This is a genomic window from Sphingobacterium shayense (genome assembly GCF_013179575.1).
In the GTDB taxonomy this organism is placed as follows: Bacteria; Bacteroidota; Bacteroidia; order Sphingobacteriales; family Sphingobacteriaceae; genus Sphingobacterium; species Sphingobacterium shayense.
Genome location: NZ_JABMCQ010000059.1, coordinates 1 through 22,911, shown reverse-complemented (window position 1 = coordinate 22,911; position 22,911 = coordinate 1). Strand labels below are relative to the sequence as shown.

Genomic DNA, 22,911 nt, shown 5'->3' with positions numbered 1-22,911 from the left:
AATTGCAGCGACAGTATCCTCCAAGAACCCTGCTTCATTCAAGGTATCCGTATGTATAGCTACTTGAACATCGTATTTATCGGCGACTTTCAAAGACGCATCGATGGTGGCAGGAGTCGCGCCCCAATCCTCATGAATCTTCACCCCCAGTGCACCAGCTTCAATTTGTTCTTCAATTGGTTTCATCGTAGAAACATTTCCCTTTCCGAAAAATCCTACGTTGACAGGGATATTTTCGAAAGCCTCAAACATTCTCTCCATATACCATTTCCCCGGCGTAACGGTTGTCGCATTCGAACCATCAGCGGGTCCTGTCCCGCCACCAATAAAAGTTGTTACGCCACTATATAGAGCCGTTTCTACTTGTTGGGGACTGATAAAGTGAATATGTGTATCAATACCTCCTGCGGTTAAGATATAACCTGCCCCGCTGTGAACCTCAGTCGAGGCCCCGATAACCATACCTTCAGTAACTCCACTTTGTACATCAGGATTTCCCGCTTTACCAACACCTACAATTTTTCCATCCTTAATACCAACATCTCCTTTTACAATACCCCAGTGATCAATGATAATGGCATTTGTAATAACAAAGTCCAATACCCCTTCATCTCTTAAAGCTCGTGCAGACTGGCCCATGCCATCTCGGATGGTTTTCCCTCCACCGAACTTGTTTTCCTCACCATAAATATTGAAATCCTTTTCGATTTCTATGAACAGTTCGGTGTCTGCCAGTCTTACTTTATCACCGGTTGTCGGTCCAAAAAGTGAAGCGTATTTATCTCTGGGAATATGCAATACACCATCAATATATTTAACCGATGAGCTGTCCAGCCCCAGTTTCTCCAGTCCTAACGCATCTAAGCTCGACACTGCGGTACCAAGCGCCCCTAAACCTACGACCTTGATCCATTCTCTTCTATTCCATGCTGCCATGTTTTTCTTTTTAATGATTATTTGGAATTTCTATATTTCTGTTCTTTTACTTTAGCTAATGCCGCAGTCTTAATTTTCACATCGCTAACCTTTCCATTGGTCAGGTTGTTGAAACCGTGAACCTCCTTATTTCCACCAATTTCCACTAAGATTACCTTCTTTTCTTCACCAGGTTCAAATCGTATGGCCGTACTCGCCGGAATATTTAAACGCATCCCGAATGCCTTCTCCCTATTGAAAGACAGGAATCTATTGGTTTCAAAAAAATGATAATGCGAACCAATCTGGATTGGACGGTCACCCTCGTTTTTTACTGAAATACTCACGGTCTTTTGACCTTCATTAGCTAGGATTTCCTCCTTTTTTAAAATGTATTCTCCTGGAACCATATTTTTATGTTTTAAGATTAACGAATCGGGTTATTTACCGTAACTAATTTTGTCCCATCAGGAAAAGTTACCTCAACCTGTATATCGTAAATCATTTCTGGAACTCCTTCCATCACTTGACTTTTAGTCAGTAGTTTCGTACCGAACTCCATCAGGTCTGCTACAGATTTCTCACCAACACGGGCCTCTTCAACAATCTGGGAACTGACGTACGCAATGCTTTCAGGATAATTCAACTTCACCCCTTTTTGGAGTCTTTTTGCAGCTAGCTCTCCGGCTAGGTACAACATCAACTTTTCAGTTTCTCTTGGTGTTAAACGCATACTTTTTTGATAAAAATTTTACAACAATAATCGATTTATAATACCGGGATAGTGAAATAAGTTCCTAAGGTGATCCTGTTAAATTGCTTCTGATCAACGTTTACTATATCGTTATGTACCACCGTATTTCCCATATACCCAACATAGAATCTTAGGTCTTTAGTCTTAAATGGTTTATGCTGCAACGCGGCGAAATAGGTGTAATTTGTACGAAAATCCTGACCGAGTTCGTCGTCCGAAGTGGAACCAGCGGTTTCGACCCCCCCCTTCATAGCCAGTTCCCACTTATCTGCTAAGAACTGATCATATCGCAGTATCGCTGATTTGTAAGCAATATTCTTAGCCAGTGTCTTATCTGCTCCAGTACGCGCGTAAAAATCATTGATAACCGAAGAGCCGATCATCACATGATCAACCGCATAGAAAGAATATTGCAGATCTAGATAGATCATTTGGCGATCTGTCTTATACTTATTGGCTAAAGAGACGGCATGATTAGTCTTAGACTTTGCAAACTGAGAAATATTGTAGGACCATTTTGTTGTGAATTTCTTGTCTGCAAATGCGCCAATCCACGTAAAATAAGCCCCTAAAGGAACTTGAGATGCTTGAAGATCTCCTGCCGAGTATCCATTATCGGATAGAAGCCTGTCAAAACTATGATTTGATGTATTATATATTTGAAGATTTAAGGAATGATTGGGGTTCATCTCATAACTCAACATACCTCCCACGACGAATAAATTTAAGATTCTATCTACATAGTCCGTGAATCTATATTCATAGATGGGGTTGTTTTCAAATTCATAACTCCCCACCATGGCACTTTGCTTTCCTGCAGTAATTGCCCATTTGTTGTCCCTTCCGAACTTGTACTTTAAAAAGGCAAAGTCTAACGCTGCGGACCCATTATCCTGAGAGGTCGGCGCAAATGATCTATTTAACCGGAATCTCACCTTATACGATAACTGATCATTGTATTCACCACTTAGTAAAATCCGCGCTTCATCAAGATTTGCGTTTAATTTACTATCGTCATTTCCGATGTTATTAGCGTTCAATCCCGCTCTTAGCAAGATGTCGAGATTGAAGAGCTTAGCCGATTCCGGCTCGTCCGAGAGCGTGTCACGAACCGCATCAATTTTTAAGGAATCGGCGCGGTCATTAGCAAATGAACACTGCAGGAACAGACTATAAATAAGGGAAATAAGAAGATATTTTTTCATGTTGAAATATTCAGTCTCCCAAATATAGATTCAACATATAAAAATGAAATTAGCCTGAAATTAGAATGGTATTAGAAGCCTGATCTAGGAATTTTTACGGTAACCGTTGTGCCTTGGTTTTCCTGGGAATCTAATTCCAATTGTGCATTATGAAGTATAAAAATGTTACGCGCTAGGACTAATCCGAGGCCATTCCCGTAAATCTCCCCCACATTCGAGGCTCTAAAAAAGGAATAATAAATATTTGATTGATCTTTGGCGGGAATGCCTATGCCATGGTCGATTATTTTTATTATGACATTAAATTGATCAAAATCTAGATGGATCTGAACAGGTTTCTGGTTGCCATATTTGATGGCATTAGACAGTATATTACTAAAAGCAATATAAAAAAGATCGGGATTAGCCTTCACCATCAAATCATCGCTGTCTTCAGGAATATTGGTCAAATCAAACTGCACTTTACTTTTGGAGTTGAGCTCAGTCTCCGTTTTAATTACCTCGAAAATCAGCTCATCAATCCTTACAGGGAGCTCGTCCTTGATCTTCCTCTCGCTTCCTAAACTTGACATGACCAACAGATCCTTAATCATGAATTTCATCTTATTGGTGTGGAGGATAATGGTCTCCACACTTTCATAAGCTTCATGCGAGCTGTCCAGCTGACCCTGAGCAAGTTCTGCTTCTCCACCGATAATCGTTAAAGGGGTTCGCAAAGAGTGGGATGCATTGCCTATAAAACTTTTCTGAACCTGGACAGCAATATCCAAACGATCGAGCATGGAGTTGTAATTCCCATACAGTTGATCGATCTCATCTCCTTTGCTACTGAACCTATTTTTCAACCGATGATCCAAGGTCGCAATATTTACTTTTTCCAATTCATCATTAAGGACTTTTAGCGGTTTAAGGATTCTATTGGCAAAGTAAAAAGCGAGCGTAATGATAAAAAAAAGCGAGATTAGCCCTCCGGTTAGCAGCGTTCTATCCAAATCTTCCTGTTCACTATGTCCATAGTCGTCAATCCCTTCGGAAATAACCAATAAGTTTTCTGGATGTAACGAGTCTTCAAAGAAAAGCGCCACATATGATTTGTTTTTATGTAGATAGCTCGCCTTTCCCTCTATTATAGCTTCTTGATAAAACTCTACGGGCATGGGAAGTTCAGGACGATATCGAAGTTCTTTACTCCCCTTTACTATGCGTAATAAATGATCCTTCCCCTCTGATAATTGTTTAAGATACTTCCGTTTAACTTCATAGTAAATACGGTTATTATAAGAATTGTTCTGAATGATATTTCCGCCTACGATTCGAGCATTTTCTTCCAATCTGTGATAGAACTTGGTCTGAAGACTATCTCTTGTAAAATAGGAAACATAGTACGCAAACAATGCAATAAGGCCTATTGCTATTAGTGAAAATGATAATATAATCTTTGCCTTAATTTTCATTTCTCATCACATATCCCATTCCTATAACTGTATGAATGAGTTTGTTGTTAAAATTCTTATCTATTTTTTTACGTAAATAATTGACATATACATCCACCACATTGGTATTCATACTTACGTCCATTTCCCACACTGCCTCCAAAATATCCATTCGAGATAATACTTTGTTTCTATTGACCATCAGGTATTCTAACAATCGAAATTCAGTGGCTGTTAAAGGAATTTGATTATGATCACGTGTTACATTTTTACTAGATCTGTCTAGCATAAGATCGTCTAACTGCAGTATATGACTTTTTGAATTGTTATTGGACTGTTTTCGTAATTGGCGTTTTATCCGCGCTTTTAATTCTTCTAATTTAAAGGGCTTGGTCATGTAATCGTCCGCATCGCGATTATAGGCCTCAACGACATCTTCGGTTTGATCCAGTGCGGTAAGAATTAATATGGGAACCTCATGATCAAACTTCCGAATTTGTCGACAAACGTCAAACCCGTTCATGTTGGGAAGCATGACATCAAGGATTATGAGGTCAAATGTTTTTGAGCTTGCTGCCTTTAATCCTCCTATTCCATCCATTTCAATAGTGAAATGAAAATCTTCATACTTCAGTCCTCTTTCTATCAGCGATATAACAGAGACTTCATCTTCAATTAAAAGAATCTCCAAATTCGAAATGTTTTTAGTTGTTCCCCGCAAAATTACAAAAAAATTCAAGGTGTTTCCAGAATATAGCACCGATCCACTATCGAACGGGTATTTTGAATACTTACCTCATCAACAACCAATTTATATGTTTCGCTAATTTTACTCTGGAAATATAGTTATCAAAGGTAATGTCATCTATTATATGCTTTTCAAACTCTGATATTTTAGAATGCTTGAAATTCAATGATTTTAAACTTGCTTCTATGTAATCTGTGTATTTATGCAGTTCGATTAATACATCTGCGTATCTGATAAAGTATACTTTCCTGTCAGCGGGGAAAGTTTGACCTTGATAATTGAAAACATAATTACTTATAATAGACTGGTCTAATTTTAACAACCATTTATAAGCATCGTAATAATTCCTTAAGCTTACAGCTAGCTCTTAAATATAGGCAATAATACAGCAAAATCCTTATTATTAAAACACATCTCAAACAGCAAATTTGAATAGACAAAAGTGCACAAAAATGAAATAACGAACATTGAATTTCAATAACGAACTGAATACCAGAATTAAATAGCAAAAAAGTCCCACCAAAAGTCCCACCAAAAAATTGATAAAATTGGGTATATTTAGTGTAAAAAGATAGTAAAAACATGAAATTTCAGGCAAAAAAAGGGTAAAAAACGGCAGCGCGAATTCGATTCCCGCACTAGGTACAAACAAAAAACCCCTTCTATATCTGATAGAAGGGGTTTTTCTGTTTGTAGAACTCCGATCCTACCTAATAATTTGGACTGTAAATTCTTTAGAAATATGGAACCACAACTAAAACATAAAAAACTGCAAATTGTCCGCACTAAGCAAGGATGGTTTATCACTGTGTCGTAGCACATGTCGTGCCCAAAACCGTATTTCTCCTCGGCACTTACCAAACGTCTTTCTCTTCAAGTTAAAAAAGCTCGTTATCTGTGGTATCGAAAAATTTTGCAATTTTCAATGCTAATAAAGTTGAAGGAACGAATTTCCCTGTTTCTATCGAATTAATTGTTTGACGCGAAACATATACTTTTTCTGCCAACTGTGCCTGGGTTATGTTTCTTTTTGCGCGTTCTACTTTTACTGTATTAATCATTTCTTGACAATTATTCTAAAGGAATAAAACCTGGATTAATAAATAATCAAAGAAAGAGAAAACACCAATATCATAAAATGATTGATCATTATCATTTCTATAGGAAAGTGCTTATTAGAAAAAAGATATGAACTTAGGCTTTTTAGAACATACCCTAAAATAAATGAAAAACAAAGTGATGAAGTGTTAAACTTACTGACCTCTCATCGTCATGTTTTCGGGGAGCAGTAAACAACATAAAGAGCCCGATAAGCAGCGACATTTCGGAACCTGGATGAGGTTCCAAGAGAAATAGCAGCAAATTTTATCAAAATATTTTGATTTATCACGAATAACTGAGCTTTTCCACAGTATTAACTCCTCGTATTTTTTTTGCCAATCTCGCCGTTATTATGTTTTTTGTTTATCTTCAATTGCCGTTTCATGAAAAAGGAGAAAACCAGTACAAAAATTAAATAACGACATTATTGAAATGACTAGACCTACTACCCTTGCGATGATACTCGTAATGATATTCTACACAGCATTATCGATGAATACTCATGCCCAAGAAAAACCGAACGTAATTTTGATCTATTGCGATGACTTAGGATATGGGGACCTTAGCAGCTACGGGGCCACCCAGATCCAAACTCCAAATGTTGACAGTATAACAAAAAACGGAACCAAATACATGGATGCTCATAGTACCTCATCCACCTGTACCCCGTCTCGTTACGCCTTAATGACCGGTGTGTATCCATGGCGGAAGCAGGGAACAGGTGTATTACCCGGTGACGCGAAATTAATTATACCAACCGACAAAACAACCCTACCAAAGATATTTAAACAAGCTGGTTACAAAACAGCTATAGTTGGAAAATGGCATCTTGGGTTAGGTGATTCCGTACAGAAAGACTGGAATCAAGCAATAAAACCCGGACCAATTGAAGTTGGTTTTGATTATTCATTCATATTTCCCGCTACTGCTGATAGGGTTCCGACCGTATTTCTGGAAAATCATAATGTTATTGGGCTCGATTCTGATGACCCTATCATGGTCGATTACGAAAAAAAGATTGGAACTGAACCGACCGGAAAAGAAAATCCCGAATTACTGAAAATGATGGCATCCCCTGGACATGGACATGACAATACGATCGTCAACGGTATTGGTCGTATAGGGTTTATGACAGGAGGAAAACAAGCACGTTGGGTAGACGAAGAGATCACTCCCACTTTTCTAACTGTCGCTCAGAATTTCTTGGAAGAGAACAAAAATCAGCCATTCTTCTTGTTTTTCTCCATGACAGAACCACATGTCCCCCGCATGCCCTCCACACTTTTTAAAGGTAAAAGTGGCTTAGGGTACCGTGGTGACGCAATTTTACAAATGGACTGGACGGTAGGACAAATAGTAGACAAGTTAAATACCTTGGGAATCGCAGAGAAAACCATAATTATTTTCACTAGTGACAACGGGCCAGTACTAGATGATGGTTATATCGATGGAGCGAGCGAACATCGGAGCGTTCACAATCAATCGGGACCGCTACGCGGGGGGAAGTACAGTATTTTTGAAGCGGGGACCCGTGTCCCTTTTATCGTTTCGGGCCCTCAAATTCCAAAAAATAAAACATCCAATCTTCCTGTTTCGCAAATCGATATCATTGCTTCCGTTGCAAAACTTATCGGTCAACCCATACCAGAAGATGCGATTGACAGCTATAACCTTGCTTCAACAATCTTTGGTGACGCAGAAATTGGCCGTCCTTATCTAATTGAACATGCTGGCTCTCTAGCAGTGGTAAAGGATAATTGGAAATATATTGAGCCAAGTAATAGACCGGCATATAGCAAGCTTACGGACATTGAATTAGGAAACAGTTCAACTGCACAGCTCTATAATTTATCAGACGATATAGGGGAAACTAAAAATGTATTTAATAAGCACCCTAAAATAGCCAAAGAACTAAAAGAGATCCTAGAACGAGAAAGAAAGAAGAAATAACGCAGTAATAAAATAATATCAAAACGAGTGATCTATATAAAAGAGGTTCGTTCGTTTTGATATCCTCCCCTTACCACTATTTATCGATAGTAGTATTTTTTTCAATTCTAGCTTGAATAACACGATAAACGAGCAAATTCTGACTGATTGACCTACAGTATACCACCTCCAAAGTCGCCATCAAAATAAAAATTGCATCCTATTCCGATCCACTGGATCGCTTTGGCTTAATAACAATTATTACGGAGCTTGGATTATTCCAGATGTCAAAAAAATGGCGATGTAGATTAACGCTTTTTGGCAGCGCATGCCACTAGTACTGCTGATCTGTCTTGAATCAATCAACAATTGTAGCTGTCCTATTAGGATAAATAGCGTATAAGAAGTCCCTCTGATAGTCATTTATTGATGGCTGTAGAGAGAGATTGTTTCGGACTTATCCGCGTCTGAAGAGCTGTGCTTAACACAAAACTCAAACTTCCTGTCAACACGCCTAAAAACTTTACAATGCTATTTACCTGCTGTGAGCAGCGATTGTTTGACTGCTAATTATCTGCTAGAGATTACCTTTTTTTTGTAAAAAAATCTAGAATAGTGACGACCACCAAAAACCTTTATAATTCAACTTCAATAATTGATTTTAATGGAATCAGAACGCCACTTTTAATTTGAACGTACTGTTCTGTCAATGACCAGACAGTTGTTTCGATGCGTTTCGGCCCATCTTCAGTCTGGAATACAATAGTTGTCTTCGATTTAAATTCATTCCCCAGTCGCTGAGCCGACAGCAGTTTCTCACGCAACGTGGTCGACTTATCTTCTTCCGCTGGGATAATTCTATATTCACTTATATGCTCTTTTTCAATAATCTGACCTACCATATTCCTTCTATATTAAAATCTATCGTGTGTTTAAAATCCCACGAATTCGTGCCTAAAGATAAAAATTAGTAATCTTTGTTTCATATATAACATCAAATTCGTTACATTATTGCAAATTTAAGGACATTTATCCAATGGAGCCATCAATATTTTCAAATCATTACAAAATAAACTTCACTCAGTGTTACGCTAACGGATTATTGAAATACAGCGAGTTAAGTAACCTACTTCAACTCACCGCCTCCGATCATGCTGAACAATTGGGATTTGGATACATGGAGATGGCGAAAAATTCGCAATCATGGGTCTTAAGCCGTGTGAGAATTGAAATTTCAAAACTACCTCGATTCTTAGAAGAAATAACAATTAAAACTTGGGTTCAAGATTTTATGGGAAACCGGTCTGTTAGAAACTTCGAAGTATATAAAGGAAATCGAAAGATAGCAGCGGCGACGAGCTTTTGGGCTGTTTTCAACGTTGAGGAGCGGAAATCTGAGAACCTAGGAATACATATCGATCCCGCAATTATCATATCTGAAAAAAAATCAACCATACAGCCTTTTAAAAGGATCGAAATGGAAAAGGAATTCAACATCGAAACAAATTATACTCCTAAGCTTTCTGATTTGGATATAGTTAATCATGTAAACAATGTAAAATACACGGATTGGTGTTTGGATTGTCTGCCCGCCGAAATGGTACTTCGTGAGCAGTTTAAATCAATTGACATCAATTACCTGAAAGAATTAAAACTGGGACAACCAGTCACAATACATACCCATATTCGACCAGATCAAGTAAATTTTGTCATTAAACGTCAAGACAAATCGATATTCATGATGGAATTGTCCAGGTAAAGTCCTAAACTAAAAAAACCAGTTCGCTAAATCTACGAACTGGTTTTACGTTACAAATATGCATCATTCGTTATGCGAATGCTCTATCACCTTTCTTATACGGATAATTACCGTCGAAACGCCCTGGAATTTTAACATACCGAAGAGCTTGCGTCATACCTACTTCCGAAGTAAAGAAACCCGTCAATGTAAGCTGTTTCAGCAGATGGAAGAAATGATTCGCATCACCTTCTTTTCTCGCTTTTTGAAACTCTTGAGCTTCTTTATCGTATGTATTCACAAACTGTAATTGTTCTTCCTTAGAAAGCTCTTGGAATTTCTTTCCAAAATCCTTCTTCGCACGATCGTCAACTTCAGAAAGACCTTTTAAGAAAGCTTCTTGATCAACTTTGTCATAACAGTCACGAATCATTACAGGAATAAACTCACCTACACCGGCCTCTTTCGCCCCTGGAGTAGAAGTCTTAGGTAAAATGGCTTCCGCTAGATCACCTAAAAAATTCGTTGATTCTGCTTCAAATAGTGTAGCTACATCTTTGCTCGCGGGTCTTGTACACCCTTCTAAAAAAAGATTTGCTCCAACTACTGAACCTCCGATCAACATTGCTACACGTTGAATTGCTTCTCTTCTATTCATCGTTAATATCTTATGTTATAAACTATATTTAATATCCCAACCTTGAGGATATTCTCTTTTAACAAATTGATTGACCACATCAAAGTTAGTAACTTTCATCTGATTGTTATCCCAAAGCAGTTTCAAGTTTCTACCCGGATAATTTCCGTCTATACGTAAATCAGCACCACGTATTGCTAAGTTTGCCATTAATAACGCTTCGGTTAGTGGTCCTGATATTTCAAAAGGTGCACTGACTTCTTTGTTACCATATCCGGCTAAACACGCTTCTACCCACTGACCGTAATGTCCTTCCGCCTTACCGGGGACACGCTCATATTTCAGCGCCACTTGCTCTTTTCTTGAAGTAGGCAACAAACGTGCATTATCTCCATATGTGTCCGCCAAAATTTTACCCTTGGTACCAATTAATAATATTCCATTACCGCCATCACCAAAAATCTCATTTGGACCTAACTCCTCTGGACGAGTTGGCTGTATACCTCCATCCATCCAGTGTAAAGTCACAGGACCTGTCGTTTTCGGTGTTTTAGGGAATGTCATGGTTACATGACTTGACGGAGGACAACTTTCCGGATAATACGCACGTTGGAATTCATCGGCATAGACAGTTCCTACTGTAGCCTGTACGTCCTGTACATATTGAAGTCCTAATACACTAAAAGGGACCTCTAATAAATGACAACCCATATCACCTAAGGCACCTGTACCATAATCCCACCAACCTCTCCAGTTAAATGGTACTAATTTCTCAATGTAATCTTTACGAGGAGCTGTACCTAGCCATAAATCCCAATCTAATTCTTTTGGCACCTGAGCGGTTTGCGTTGGCCAAGGAATACCTGATGGCCACACGGGTCTATCTGTCCAGCAGTACACGGTATGCACATCACCAATTAAACCAGCTTCAACCCATTCCTTAATTTCTCGCGGACCATCGTTGGATGCTCCTTGGTTCCCCATTTGCGTCACGACTTTGTGCTTTTTAGCCAAGTCTGTCAACACGCGAGCTTCCCAAACGTCGTGTGTAAGCGGTTTTTGTACATACACATGTTTATCTAGTTGAATAGCGGCCACACTTTGTATTGCATGGTTATGATCGGGAGTCGAAATAGAGATTGCGTCGATATGTTTGTGTTCTTTGTCGAGCATCTCCCTGTAGTCTTTGTAATATTTCGCTTTAGGAAAGTTCTTCACTGAAGTAGCGGCTCTGCGATCGTCTACATCACAAAGATAAGCGATCTCTGCCTTTCCACTCTTGTAGAAATTTGCGATATCGCTCTGTCCTTTCCCTCCAACCCCAATACCTGCGATCACTAATTTATCACTAGGTGCTATAAAGCCAGAACCTCCTAATACGTGACGCGGAACAATCATAAATCCTGCAGCTGCGAGCGCTGCACCTTTTATAAAATCCCTGCGTGAATTTTTGTTATCTTTCATTCTATTTAGTTTATGTTCAATGTTTACAAACGAATTACTCTAATTGACCTCTCTGCAACTTAACGAACAAAGCTGCTTCGGTTACATGGAATCAACTACTCAGATGATATCACCCTTTTTCGAAATGAGGCCAGACCCAGACGCTGGATCCGGCAACATGTTGATACCTTGTAAGTCAATTTGTAGCGTATTCTTCCCCACCCCTTCGGGGTATATGGGATTCGTACGAGCTACTATAAGTTGCCCTTTTTAAGTTCGCTTACGGCGAAATCAACCGCACGTGCAGTAAGGGCCATATATGTTAAAGAAGGATTCACACAAGCTGCTGAAGCCATTGCTGCACCGTCAGTGACAAAGACGTTTTTCGCATCCCATACTTGATTGTGTTTATTAAGTACAGAGTTTTTAGGATCTGTACCCATACGTGCTGTACCCATCTCATGGATCCCCATACCGAAATGATACTCATTATCATAGGTATAAACATCTTTCACACCTATTTTCTCAAGCATTTCTTTCATCTCGTTCTGCATGTCCGAGCGCATTTTTTTCTCATTATCTTTGATCTCCATATCCATCGCTAGAACAGGAAGTCCCCACTTATCCTTTTTATCCTTATCTAAGAAGATCCGATTTTCGTGGTATGGAAGTATCTCGCCAAATGCGGTAAAACCAACTGACCAGTCACCCGGCTCCAACATAGCGTCTTTCCAGTCACCGCCAACACTCATTTCTGCTACCTCTCCTGACCAACGCCCGCGACTAGCTGCACCTTGGTATCCAAACCCACGTACGTAATCACGCTTTTTATCGTCACCTGGAATATTTTGGAAACGTGGCACATACAATCCAGTAGGACGGCGACCAAAAACGTATTTGTCTTCATATCCTTCGATCGTACCACCGGCTCCGCAACGAAAATGGTGATCCATCGCATTGTGCCCCAATTCACCGGAGCTACTTCCTAATCCGCCTTCCCAAACATCTGTTGCGGAATTCATCAATACCCATGTTGAATTAAACGCCGAAGCACAAACGAAAACGATTTTCGCGAAATACTCATATGTTTTCCCTGTTTCGGCATCTACTATCTCCACCCCTTTAGCCTTTTGCGTATCCTTATCATAGATGATTTTAGTCACAATAGAGAACGGGCGAAGCGTTAGATTTCCTGTAGCTACCGCAGGAGGCAATGTTGAAGACTGTGTACTAAAATATGCGCCAAAGTTACAACCAAGCCAGCATTGGTTCTGATATTGACAGTTGATACGTCCAGTATGAGGTTTAGTGATATTCGCTGTACGTCCCATAATGAAGTGACGCTTCCCTCCGTACTCTTTCTTCAAACGTTCAGCAAGGTCTTTCTCAACAATATTAAAATCCATTGCAGGAAGGAAGTCGCCGTCAGGTAAGACATCTAACCCGTCCCTGTTTCCAGAAATACCAGCCCATTTTTCAGCGTAGCTATACCAAGAAGCGATATCTTTATATCTTATTGGCCAATCCGTACCGTGGCCATCCTGCAAGTTTGCACCGAAGTCAAAGTCCGAGAAACGGTAACTTTGGCGTCCCCACATCAAAGAACGACCGCCAACATGATATCCACGAAACCAGTCAAATCTTTTTACCTCAGTGTACGGACTTTCTTTTTCATTAACCCAGAAGTCCAAGTTCTTCTCGTTTAACGGATAGTCACGCTTTAGAACGGGGTAGTCCGCTTCCATTTGCTTCGTTCTTCCACCTCTGTGAGGATATTCCCAAGTATTCTTATTTGCATGATAGTCCTTTACGTGTTCGACATTACGACCACGCTCTAGCATAATTGTTTTCAGCCCTTTCTCAGTTAATTCTTTGGCTGCCCAGCCGCCACTTATTCCGGATCCAATTACGATCGCGTCATAAACATTATCTGCCATATCTCTTCTTATTAAGTTAGTTTATTATATTGTTTTGCTCTCTACTTTTTCGTCCTTGAATAAAACAAGGAATATAATCATCACGACGAATGCAATACCTGCTGGGACCACCCACGTTTGTTGCCAGAATCCCGCGACATCGGTTGCCTTAATCGCCTGATATTTTTCACCAATGAAACCTGCTACCCAGAAACCAATTAACTGCCCTACTCCGTAGGTCGCTAATGTAATTAATCCCTGCGCCGCACTTTTATACTTTACACCTGCTTTACTATCTGTATAGATCTGACCCGACACGAAGAAGAAGTCATAACAGATACCGTGCAATGCGATACCAATGATGAGCATAAATGATAAATCATCAGCATTTCCATACGCAAACAACAAGTAGCGAACGGCCCAGGCCAACATACCAACTAAAATCGTCTTCTTAAATCCAAACTTGGTAAAGAATAACGGTAATAATAAAAGGAAGCCCACTTCGGACATTTGACCAATTGTCATTTTCGCGGTTGGATCAGCCAGACCGATCTCTGACAGAAAAGGGTTCGCATTTGCGTAATAAAATGCTAATGGAATACAAATTAAGATCGATGAAATAAAGAATATCAAGAAGTTCTTATCCTTCAAAAGCTTAATCGCGTCAAGCCCGATGATCGATGCAAAAGATGGTTTTTCATCAGCACTTGCTTTCACCGGCGGAGTTTTAGGTAACATGAATGAGAACAAACCCAATACCACGGACGCTATTCCTGCCATAAGGAAAGTATTCTTAAGCGCACCTTCAGCTGCACTTTCCGCTGAATCCCATTTGAACATAAAGCTAATCGCTAATCCTGCGATAATCCACCCAATTGTTCCCCAAATTCGAATGCCTGAAAATTGTTTTTCTGGATTTGTAAGTTGTCTAAATGACACGGAATTTACGAGTGACAAGGTTGGCATATAAAGAATCATATAGCTCAACACGTACGGATAAAACACGGTCATATCAGTTGCATTATACATCTGATACAACAAAAATGCGCCCACCAAATGCAAGATCCCAAGTATGCGTTCTGCGTTAAAATAGCGATCGGCGATCATACCGATAATGAAAGGTGCGATAATAGCCCCTAAAGATTGCGTCGAGAACACATTAGCACGCTCAAATTCAGAAGCTTGAAGATTCTGAATAAGAAAAGTACCCAAGGTTACGAACCATGCTCCCCAAATAAAAAATTCGAGAAACATCATGAAAGAAAGTTTAAATCTTATTGATGTTGACATTTTATGATAGGTTTAACATATAAATATATCACTTCTGGATAAAATACAAAAATAAATTGCTGCTAAATTAATTTAGCAGTGAAATTATCGACTTCTCTGTAAGCTGCAAGCAACGCTTTTTCTCCCTCCACACCTTTCTTTGACATTCCATGTTCCATCCCGACGACACCTGTATAACCTTTTTCTTTTAACCATTTAAATACATTCTTGTAATTAATCTCTCCAGTTGTTGGCTCCTGTCTACCTGGGTTGTCACCCACTTGAAAGTATGCAATCTCACTCCAACATAGATTCATTAAGTTAATTAGATTGCCTTCATTTTTCTGCTGATGATAGGCATCAAAAAGGATTTTACACGACGGGCTTCCTACTGCTTTACAAATTTCATAAGTTTGGTCGGTAAAACGTAAAAACAAATCCGGTGTATCACTAAGTGGCTCTAGCACCATTGTTACACCGTGCGGTTCCAAAATTTCCGCGCCGCGTTTGAGCGCTTCGATGACATTTGCCGTTTGAACACCGATTGGTAAGTTACGTTGATAATCACCAGGTACTACCGTTACCCATTTTGCATTGACGCGTTTAGCTATCTCCAGCGACTCTTTAACACCTTTTATAAAGATATCAACATGTTCCTGTTTGCCCGCTGCCAAAGTGTTTGCGCCGTTGCCGCCTTTAGGGACAACAAAAACCCCCATACGCATGCCTAATTTGGCTAATAGTTCGCCAATTTTGGTTTGCTCATCCACTGAGCGGCCCGGCATACCGTTATCTTCAATACTACGAAAACCTAACTCATGTATGTATTTAATTTCATCCAAAAAGTTTTTTCCCGCTGTACTCGCAAACATTCCTTGGTGGGGCGCGTAATCTAATTGAAACGTTGCTCCTTCTTTTGTTTCTGAATTCAAAGCCATGGCGTTGTTAGTTGAAAGAACCGATCCCCCAATAAGGGCGGCTCCGCTTTTTATAAAATCTGATCTTTTCATTTTTAAATTGGTTAACTTTTGATATAACGGGAAAAACCCTTGGAAAACAATTCTTTGTACCCTTGGCCGTCTTTATAAATGATATACACTTCAACTTCCTTCAATCTCTCTGCAAGCTCGATTCCCTGCTGAGGAGGCAAAGCCATAAATACATTATCATAACCGTCAGCATCCATCGCGGTACGAGCTATAACGGTAACACTTGCAACACTATTCTGTAAAGGATATCCATTAAAGGGACTAATATGATGATTAATTTTAACCCCGTCATTATCAAAAGATTGACGATAATTACCTGAAGTGGTAATCGCTCTATCAGTGAGTTGCAAACGAAATGTATTTTGCTCTGATCCGATAGGGCGTTCGATAGCGATTTCGAAAGGAGCGCCAAGTTCCTTATGCCCCTTTGCTCTAATCTCACCTCCGAGTTCCACAATATAATTTTTGATATTATTAGCCTCCAGAAAATCAGCAAGCACATCAACGGTGTAGCCCTGAGCAATACCATTCAAATCAATCCGAATACCAGGTTTTCTCTTTTTTAGATATTTACCCCGTAAATAGAGCTTTTCCATCCCTACATATTGTAATACGCTATCAACCGTGCGCTGGTCGGGCAGTTTAGAGATCCGCTGTGGACCAAAACCCCATAATGCGACCAGTGGTTGTACAGTGACATCAAATATCCCTTTAGATTTTTTAGAAATAGTAAAAGAACGTTTAATAACGTTTCGCATATGTTCATCGATCGTTATAGCATCTTGGTCGATTCTATTGAACTTGGATATTAGGGAGGATTCACTATATAAAGACATCGAGCCATCAATCACCGCGAGAACACTATCAATCTGCACGGCAGAAACCTGCTGCTGATCAGCATAATATTTAACGTGGTAAGTTGTCCCCTGCCCATACCCATCAATAACGAAGCTAGGTTGCTGTGCGTAAGCACAGCAACCTAGGCTAAGTATCATCGATATTGCTATTCGATTCAACAAAATATTAAATGTATAGTTTAGTATTTTTACCTGGTATAGCAACCGGATACAATCCATTAGCATCCGGAGCAAGCTTCGGTGCGGCGTCAAACGCATAAGTTGCTGGCGCCAAACTGATCTCTGATTCTAAAGCTTTATCCCATTTAATTACTTTACCGGTGTAACACGCAATACGTCCGATAATACCAGTCAACGTGCTATAAGCACCGTATTCCGCGTTATCAAACTTATACTCATTTTTCGCAATCGCCTCGAAAAGCTCTTTATGCTCCTGTTGATAAGCATTTGGATTTCCTTTTGGGTCATGACGGTAAATCTCCTTACCTTGGGCATCCCATAATACTGCTTGATTACCTGCAGAAAGATACACTCGGCCCTTTGTTGCTTGGAAAGTTTCATCGACACGATTAGAGATACCCTCAAAATGTCTACATTGACTATACACCACTGATCCATCATCATATGTCATTTCCAGCGCAAAGTTATCATAGATCTCACCGTACTCTTTTCCAGTACGATGTGCCCTACTACCTGTACCTTCAATTGACACGGGGTATTTCCCCTTAACCCAATTCGCTATATCTATATTATGAACATGCTGTTCAACGATATGGTCACCACATAACCAGTTAAAATAATACCAGTTGCGCATTTGATATTCCATTTCAGTTTGCTCAGGTTTTCTTGGCCGGACCCAAACACCACCACTATTCCAATATACTTGTCCAGAAACAACATCGCCAATTGCTCCGTCTTGAATCCGCTTGATTGCCTCACGGTAATTAGTTTGATAACGACGTTGCAAACCGACAACAACATTTAACTTTTTCGCTTTTGCTTCGGCAGCTGCAGCGAGTACGCGGCGTATGCCCGGGATGTCAACTGCAACAGGTTTTTCCATAAAAATATGCTTACCTGCTTTTACAGCTTCTTCAAAATGTATTGGACGAAATCCCGGAGGTGTGGTGAGCAACACCACATCTGCATCTTTAATAGCTAATTTGTAGCCATCGAACCCCACATATTTACGCGAATCAGGCACGTCCACTTTATCCCCAAATTTCTCTTTAATTGTTTTATAGGTCGCCTCAAGATTATCTTGAAACGCATCAGCCATAGCAACAAGTTTGATATTTTGCCCCGAAGCGAAAGCATCAAATGTAGCTCCTGTACCACGGCCACCACAGCCAATAAGCGCGATCTTAATTTCGTCCGTACCAGCTGCAAATGCGCTATTTAACGGGCTTGAAGCAAGCACAGCTGCACCAGTGAGGGCAGACCCGGCTTTAATAAACTCTCGTCTTTTAAAATTATTCATCAGTTATAGGTATATAGGTATATAATTTATTAAAAATCTTTGATCGGCGCCTTGTCATAGTAAGCCATAATCTCTTCATGCGATGGAGGAGTAACGGGACGAACTAGGCGAAGACCTACGAATGGCGCCTCAGGGAACCACCAATTAGATTTAGGAATTTGCGGATCCAGCTGTTTCCAATATGGATCCGATGCCATACGCGCGGCAGAACGCAAATCCTCAGGAGTACTCTCAAAGGATCCGCCACGTACACTGTGTGGATAAAGTGTTGTCGGCACCGCAACGGGATTGTCCGCTACTTTGTTGTCAAACTGCTGATAATAATCCGCAATATATTGATCATATGTCCATTCCGCAACATTTCCCATCATATCATAAAGTCCCCACGCGTTTGCCTTTTTAGTTCCTACTGCAGCTGTTTGCTCGTCACTATTGCTAGCGAACCAAGCATAATCTTCTAATTGAGAAGCATCGTCTCCAAAATAATACTCGGTATTAGTGCCCGCTCGACATGCGTACTCCCATTCTGCTTCCGTCGGGAGACGGTAGAAAACGCCGGTACGTACATATAACCATTTGCAAAACTGTATAGCATTGTAATGTGTCATTGCTAGCGCCGGATGACCTTCTTTTCCCATTCCAAAGGTCATGTCTAAATAAGGTTTCGTTGGACGCGTTACCGCATCAACTTCCTCCGCCACTACCCCCTCATGGGACTGTGTTACTTCTAAATCTTTATACACAAATGGTTCGTATAGATCCCAAGTCACCTCAAATGTACTCATCCAAAAGGGGTTGACCTTCACTTTATGCACGGGCTTCTCATCGGCCTTACTAGACTTTTCACTGCCCATAGCAAACTCGCCTCCCGGAATTGCTTCCATGGAAAACGTAAGTTTTGTTCCTTCCAATTCCTGAACGTAACGTTCATGTTTCTCCTGAGCACAGACAAATAGGTTAGCTGTTGTTAGTGCTATAAAAAGCGTACTTCTCTTTAATATATTAATCATCATTAATTCAGATTTTTACAAATCGGTATTAAATATAGAAAATATAATGTAAAAAATACACTAAGTCTGTTAAACAACAATCAAGTTACAAAAACGCAATGATAAAAAGATAGGCAATATAGGTCGTCAATAATCCCAATAATATACTTAGTCCAATCACGGAATTACCTAGTTTTGAGTTTAAACGAAATTCCTGAAGCACCAAACTCGTAGCCACTAAACTTGGCATAGCCATCTCAAAGATAGCCACCTGTGTTACCTCACCCCGTAAATTTAGAAAGTAACAAAAAAGTATCAATAAACCGGGCCCCAGAATCAGCTTATAAAACAAAGAAACACTGATTGCAAAAATTTCCGATCGATAAAAATTAAACGAAAGCTGCATCCCTATCGAAAAAAGAGCTAAAGGCGAAACAGTCGAAGCAAGTTGAGTAAAGAACGGATCTAGCGGATTTAGATCAATCAATCTGGAAAGTACAAGTGCTAATATGCAACCCACCAATGGAGGAAAACGAACAATCCTTTTTGCAATTTGAGCGACACCTAAAGAAGCCTGTGTTCCCAACGCTCCCTTAATAGCTATATAAGTACCGACCGACGACAACAAAAAAAAGGTTGATTGATCACTAATTATCGCCCATTTTATCTCCTGTTGACCGAAATATGTCGCTACGAGCGGAAAACCTACAAATGAAGTATTGGCAAGCCCAGAAACAAGAATCAAAGTATGCGAACTACGAGCCGATAAACCTAGTGGCTTTTCCAAACACTTAATAAATACATATGCTCCTGCAAGCAAAATAGTCGGCGATATAAGAGCTACAAGAAGAGCATTATCCCATTGTAAGCCAGGAAGGTATTTAAAGGAAACCGCCGGTAGCCCTATATAAAGAATCCAAGTATTTATCGCCTTGAATCCGTCCGGTTTCACAATCCGCGCTCTTCGAAGTAGGTAGCCTGCGAATAAACAAAAAAGAATAATTAGAAAATTTGACATTCGGGGTTTTCAAAAAATTATAAGGTTCGTGTCATAAACTCGAGAATTAAAAGATACAATTCATTTAAATTAATAACTTTGCGGCCAAATTTATGGAATATTCAGCGCTACGATTAAAAAAATTTCAATTATTATACATCTGCATACTTATCGGATGTATGCGTTCTTACGCGCAAACAGATAGTGTAGTAACCGAAAAGAAGGGTAAGAACCCACTAGTCATTGAAATAGAGGTGGAAAATGGAGGCATACTCGCCTCAAAGGAAATCAAAAATACCACTTTTGAGAGCGCGTACTATAATGGCGTAAATCTTAAAGTAGGATGGAAAATTCAGAATTCCGATGATCAGTACTTCACATTATACAATAACCCAACCTACGGCGTAGGCTTCTACAGTAGTACGTTCAACACGAACATCATTGGAAGTCCATATGCTATATTTGGTTTTGTGCAATCGCCATTTGGTAACCTTTCAAACAAAAAATGGGCTTTTGACTACCGAATCGGTCTCGGCATTTCCGGAAACTTCAACCCCTATAATGAGGAAACGAATCCATTGAATCTTGTGATTGGCGCCAAAAACAATGTTTATGTAGATTTTGGAATTCGCACGCAGTATAAGTTGTCGCCCAAATGGAAAGCGGGACTAGGACTTGCCTATCATCATTTTTCGAACGGTGCTATGCGATTACCCAATAAAGGCGTTAATCTAATCCCCATTACCGCTTCTATCACCTATCAGCCAAAAATATCGGATGTACTTCCAGACAAAAGTAATATCACGCCCCCAAGCGACAAAATATTATATCATATCAACTATGGTGTGGGCTGGAAACAACTACAACGTGACAAGAGGCGGCGGTTTTTAAAAACAACACTTAGCGCTTACGCAAGCACCCACGTATCTCATAAATGGCGTATGGGAGGCGGCTTTGATATCTTTTATTCCGAATCGGGAAACAACGATGAAATTGCCGGAAGCAAATCAGGTAAGCTTAGTGCAAAAGTATCTGGCGGACCGTCGTTCTATCTCGTTCATGTATTAAACGAAAATCTCGTGCTCAATGGAAATGTTGGGTATTACTTACACAAAGAATACTTTAATGGTGAAATCGAACGAATATTCTTAAGGGCCGGCGTTCGTTACTACGTCTATAAGAATATCAATGCCGGGATATCCATTAAAGCGCATAAAGGTAAGGCCGATTTCATAGAATGGACAGTAGGGTATACTTTCAATAAAGATTAGCTATACCCTATACTAAAATCCTCAAGTGAAGATATCACTTGAGGATTTATTCTAGTTTTTAATAGATAAAAACTTATTTAACGAGTTTTCCGATACTTTTCGCTAAGTTCCGGTCTACAGTAATGTATCCTGGATAATAGATATTGCTGCTTCCTATCTTAATCGACGGCTTTATTTTAAGAACAATAAATCCTTCACCCTTTTTGGTAAAAATCTCGTTCAACACATTTTCTAGTCCATTTTCCTTTGCAGTACCAAAAATATTAGCCTTAAAGGTAAGAGGTACAACAGCACTCTCGCCAGAATTTAGGTTTAAATTTTCGTTCACTGTACCTTCGAACATTGGCTTTCCTTGGACCTCAATAAGGTATTTAAACGAATTCATTGCGGTACGTGTTGTTGTCGGATTGCTTACCTTCATATTGACTTTTGCTTCTAGCGGTAGATCCTTGCTCAACATTGCTACAGCAATACCCGGTAACGAGGAAAGATTCACCCCTCCTCCACTCGTAAAACTCTCCACCGAACGCCCAGCCAACCGTACATCTGTCATTGATTCTACGGAATAATCACATTTTGCAAGTGCTTCGACTTGATTTTTAGAAACCGCACAGCTTCCTAGCATCAACGCTATCAAGCCGATGATGCAATACATTCCTATTGTTATCCTTTTCATTTTCACTTATTTATTTCTTTTTCTTACCACCAAATTTATAGGTTAATCCCAATGTGAACACGGCATTACCCGCCTTCAAGTAATTATTATCTAACACATTAAAGTTAAACCCATTTGTATACTGTAAATGCAAATGACTATTTAAGGCCAATCTAGTATAGAACAACGGTTCTATAAAAAAGGCTTCCTCCTTTTGACTTGGTAAATCGTTAATAGTAAAGTCTTGCATCGAAATTCTACTTCCTCGTATAGCGGTTCCGTAACTCAACTCTCTTCTCTTACCCATTAAATTTAGTTTTCGCTTGCGTGTCGAAGAATAATTTACTTGTACAAAGAATTTGTCAAAATTCATCTCACGGCTCTCTATAGGTTCCATACCGTTCACCCCAGCCCTGCGTTCAATTTGTGTACTTCCCCCGATTCCATAACCACCATAAACTTCAAGAACCTGCAATTTCAATTTACCCATGGTGGTAAAATATCCTATTCCTCCTTCAATTAGATACTGCTTGAAGAGCTCATTACTCCTCGAAGATCCGCGATCAATATAGGACCCATTTGCGA

At 39.7% G+C, this 22,911-nt stretch carries 22 protein-coding genes; 3 read left to right on the top strand and 19 right to left on the bottom strand.

Going from position 1 to position 22,911, the window contains the following annotated elements:
- The 7 genes from HP439_RS09030 to HP439_RS09000 all read right to left on the bottom strand — a co-directional run.
- The coding region (locus HP439_RS09030) for an urease subunit alpha (protein WP_172390014.1) at nt 1-936 on the bottom strand (936 nt) is incomplete at its 3' end.
- Between the two features lie 17 nt (nt 937-953).
- Complete coding sequence (gene ureB, locus HP439_RS09025) at nt 954-1,325, bottom strand: urease subunit beta (protein ID WP_172390013.1); 372 nt, start codon at nt 1,323-1,325, stop codon at nt 954-956.
- Between the two features lie 17 nt (nt 1,326-1,342).
- Entirely contained in the window at nt 1,343-1,648 is a 306-nt protein-coding gene (gene ureA / locus HP439_RS09020; protein ID WP_172390012.1) for an urease subunit gamma, read from the bottom strand.
- Between the two features lie 35 nt (nt 1,649-1,683).
- Entirely contained in the window at nt 1,684-2,874 is a 1,191-nt protein-coding gene (locus HP439_RS09015; protein ID WP_172390011.1) for a porin, read from the bottom strand.
- Between the two features lie 71 nt (nt 2,875-2,945).
- Nucleotides 2,946-4,328, bottom strand: a complete 1,383-nt coding sequence (locus tag HP439_RS09010; RefSeq protein ID WP_172390010.1) for a sensor histidine kinase — start codon at nt 4,326-4,328, stop codon at nt 2,946-2,948.
- A complete protein-coding gene (locus HP439_RS09005) occupies nt 4,318-4,998 on the bottom strand; it encodes a response regulator transcription factor (RefSeq protein WP_172390009.1) in 681 nt (226 codons plus the stop codon). The genes HP439_RS09010 and HP439_RS09005 overlap by 11 nt, the downstream gene beginning before the upstream one ends.
- A 935-nt stretch (nt 4,999-5,933) precedes the next feature.
- Nucleotides 5,934-6,116 (bottom strand): helix-turn-helix transcriptional regulator, encoded by a 183-nt coding sequence (locus HP439_RS09000; RefSeq protein ID WP_172390008.1) that lies wholly within the window; start codon nt 6,114-6,116, stop codon nt 5,934-5,936.
- Between the two features lie 472 nt (nt 6,117-6,588).
- On the opposite strand from HP439_RS09000, the gene HP439_RS08995 reads away from it, so the two are divergent.
- Complete coding sequence (locus tag HP439_RS08995) at nt 6,589-8,106, top strand: sulfatase family protein (RefSeq protein WP_172390007.1); 1,518 nt, start codon at nt 6,589-6,591, stop codon at nt 8,104-8,106.
- Nucleotides 8,107-8,720: 614 nt separating this feature from the next.
- Here HP439_RS08995 and HP439_RS08990 read toward each other — a convergent pair.
- Complete coding sequence (locus HP439_RS08990) at nt 8,721-8,987, bottom strand: hypothetical protein (RefSeq protein WP_172390006.1); 267 nt, start codon at nt 8,985-8,987, stop codon at nt 8,721-8,723.
- A 134-nt stretch (nt 8,988-9,121) separates the two neighbouring features.
- On the opposite strand from HP439_RS08990, the gene HP439_RS08985 reads away from it, so the two are divergent.
- Nucleotides 9,122-9,844, top strand: coding sequence for an acyl-[acyl-carrier-protein] thioesterase (locus HP439_RS08985; protein ID WP_172390005.1), 723 nt, complete (start codon nt 9,122-9,124; stop codon nt 9,842-9,844).
- Between the two features lie 70 nt (nt 9,845-9,914).
- Here HP439_RS08985 and HP439_RS08980 read toward each other — a convergent pair whose 3' ends face one another.
- The 9 genes from HP439_RS08980 to HP439_RS08940 all read right to left on the bottom strand — a co-directional run bounded on the left by HP439_RS08980 (nt 9,915) and on the right by HP439_RS08940 (nt 20,421).
- Entirely contained in the window at nt 9,915-10,481 is a 567-nt protein-coding gene (locus HP439_RS08980; protein ID WP_172390004.1) for a gluconate 2-dehydrogenase subunit 3 family protein, read from the bottom strand.
- A gap of 15 nt (nt 10,482-10,496) precedes the next feature.
- Nucleotides 10,497-11,924 carry a Gfo/Idh/MocA family protein gene (locus HP439_RS08975; protein WP_172390003.1) on the bottom strand — a complete coding sequence of 476 codons (1,428 nt, stop codon included), beginning with the start codon at nt 11,922-11,924 and terminating at the stop codon, nt 10,497-10,499.
- 233 nt (nt 11,925-12,157) lie between these two features.
- On the bottom strand, nt 12,158-13,840 hold the full coding sequence (locus HP439_RS08970) for a GMC oxidoreductase (protein ID WP_172390002.1): 1,683 nt from the start codon (nt 13,838-13,840) through the stop codon (nt 12,158-12,160).
- A gap of 24 nt (nt 13,841-13,864) precedes the next feature.
- Nucleotides 13,865-15,109 carry an MFS transporter gene (locus HP439_RS08965; protein WP_172390001.1) on the bottom strand — a complete coding sequence of 415 codons (1,245 nt, stop codon included), beginning with the start codon at nt 15,107-15,109 and terminating at the stop codon, nt 13,865-13,867.
- 62 nt (nt 15,110-15,171) lie between these two features.
- Nucleotides 15,172-16,098, bottom strand: a complete 927-nt coding sequence (locus HP439_RS08960) for a hydroxypyruvate isomerase family protein (RefSeq protein ID WP_172390000.1) — start codon at nt 16,096-16,098, stop codon at nt 15,172-15,174.
- Between the two features lie 11 nt (nt 16,099-16,109).
- Complete coding sequence (locus HP439_RS08955; RefSeq protein ID WP_246229315.1) at nt 16,110-17,072, bottom strand: FAD:protein FMN transferase; 963 nt, start codon at nt 17,070-17,072, stop codon at nt 16,110-16,112.
- 28 nt (nt 17,073-17,100) lie between these two features.
- Nucleotides 17,101-18,414 carry a Gfo/Idh/MocA family protein gene (locus HP439_RS08950; protein WP_172389999.1) on the bottom strand — a complete coding sequence of 438 codons (1,314 nt, stop codon included), beginning with the start codon at nt 18,412-18,414 and terminating at the stop codon, nt 17,101-17,103.
- A gap of 29 nt (nt 18,415-18,443) precedes the next feature.
- A complete protein-coding gene (locus tag HP439_RS08945; RefSeq protein WP_172389998.1) occupies nt 18,444-19,427 on the bottom strand; it encodes a formylglycine-generating enzyme family protein in 984 nt (327 codons plus the stop codon).
- Nucleotides 19,428-19,509: 82 nt separating this feature from the next.
- Nucleotides 19,510-20,421: an AEC family transporter gene (locus tag HP439_RS08940; protein ID WP_172389997.1), complete on the bottom strand. Its 912-nt coding sequence runs from the start codon at nt 20,419-20,421 to the stop codon at nt 19,510-19,512.
- 92 nt (nt 20,422-20,513) lie between these two features.
- On the opposite strand from HP439_RS08940, the gene HP439_RS08935 reads away from it, so the two are divergent.
- Nucleotides 20,514-21,671: an acyloxyacyl hydrolase gene (locus tag HP439_RS08935; RefSeq protein WP_246229314.1), complete on the top strand. Its 1,158-nt coding sequence runs from the start codon at nt 20,514-20,516 to the stop codon at nt 21,669-21,671.
- A gap of 73 nt (nt 21,672-21,744) precedes the next feature.
- On the opposite strand, the gene HP439_RS08930 is transcribed toward HP439_RS08935, so the two are convergent.
- Both HP439_RS08930 and HP439_RS08925 read right to left on the bottom strand, forming a co-directional pair.
- A complete protein-coding gene (locus HP439_RS08930; protein WP_172389996.1) occupies nt 21,745-22,347 on the bottom strand; it encodes a hypothetical protein in 603 nt (200 codons plus the stop codon).
- 10 nt (nt 22,348-22,357) lie between these two features.
- Nucleotides 22,358-22,911 (bottom strand): hypothetical protein (locus tag HP439_RS08925; protein WP_172389995.1); only part of this gene is annotated, 554 nt, incomplete at its 5' end.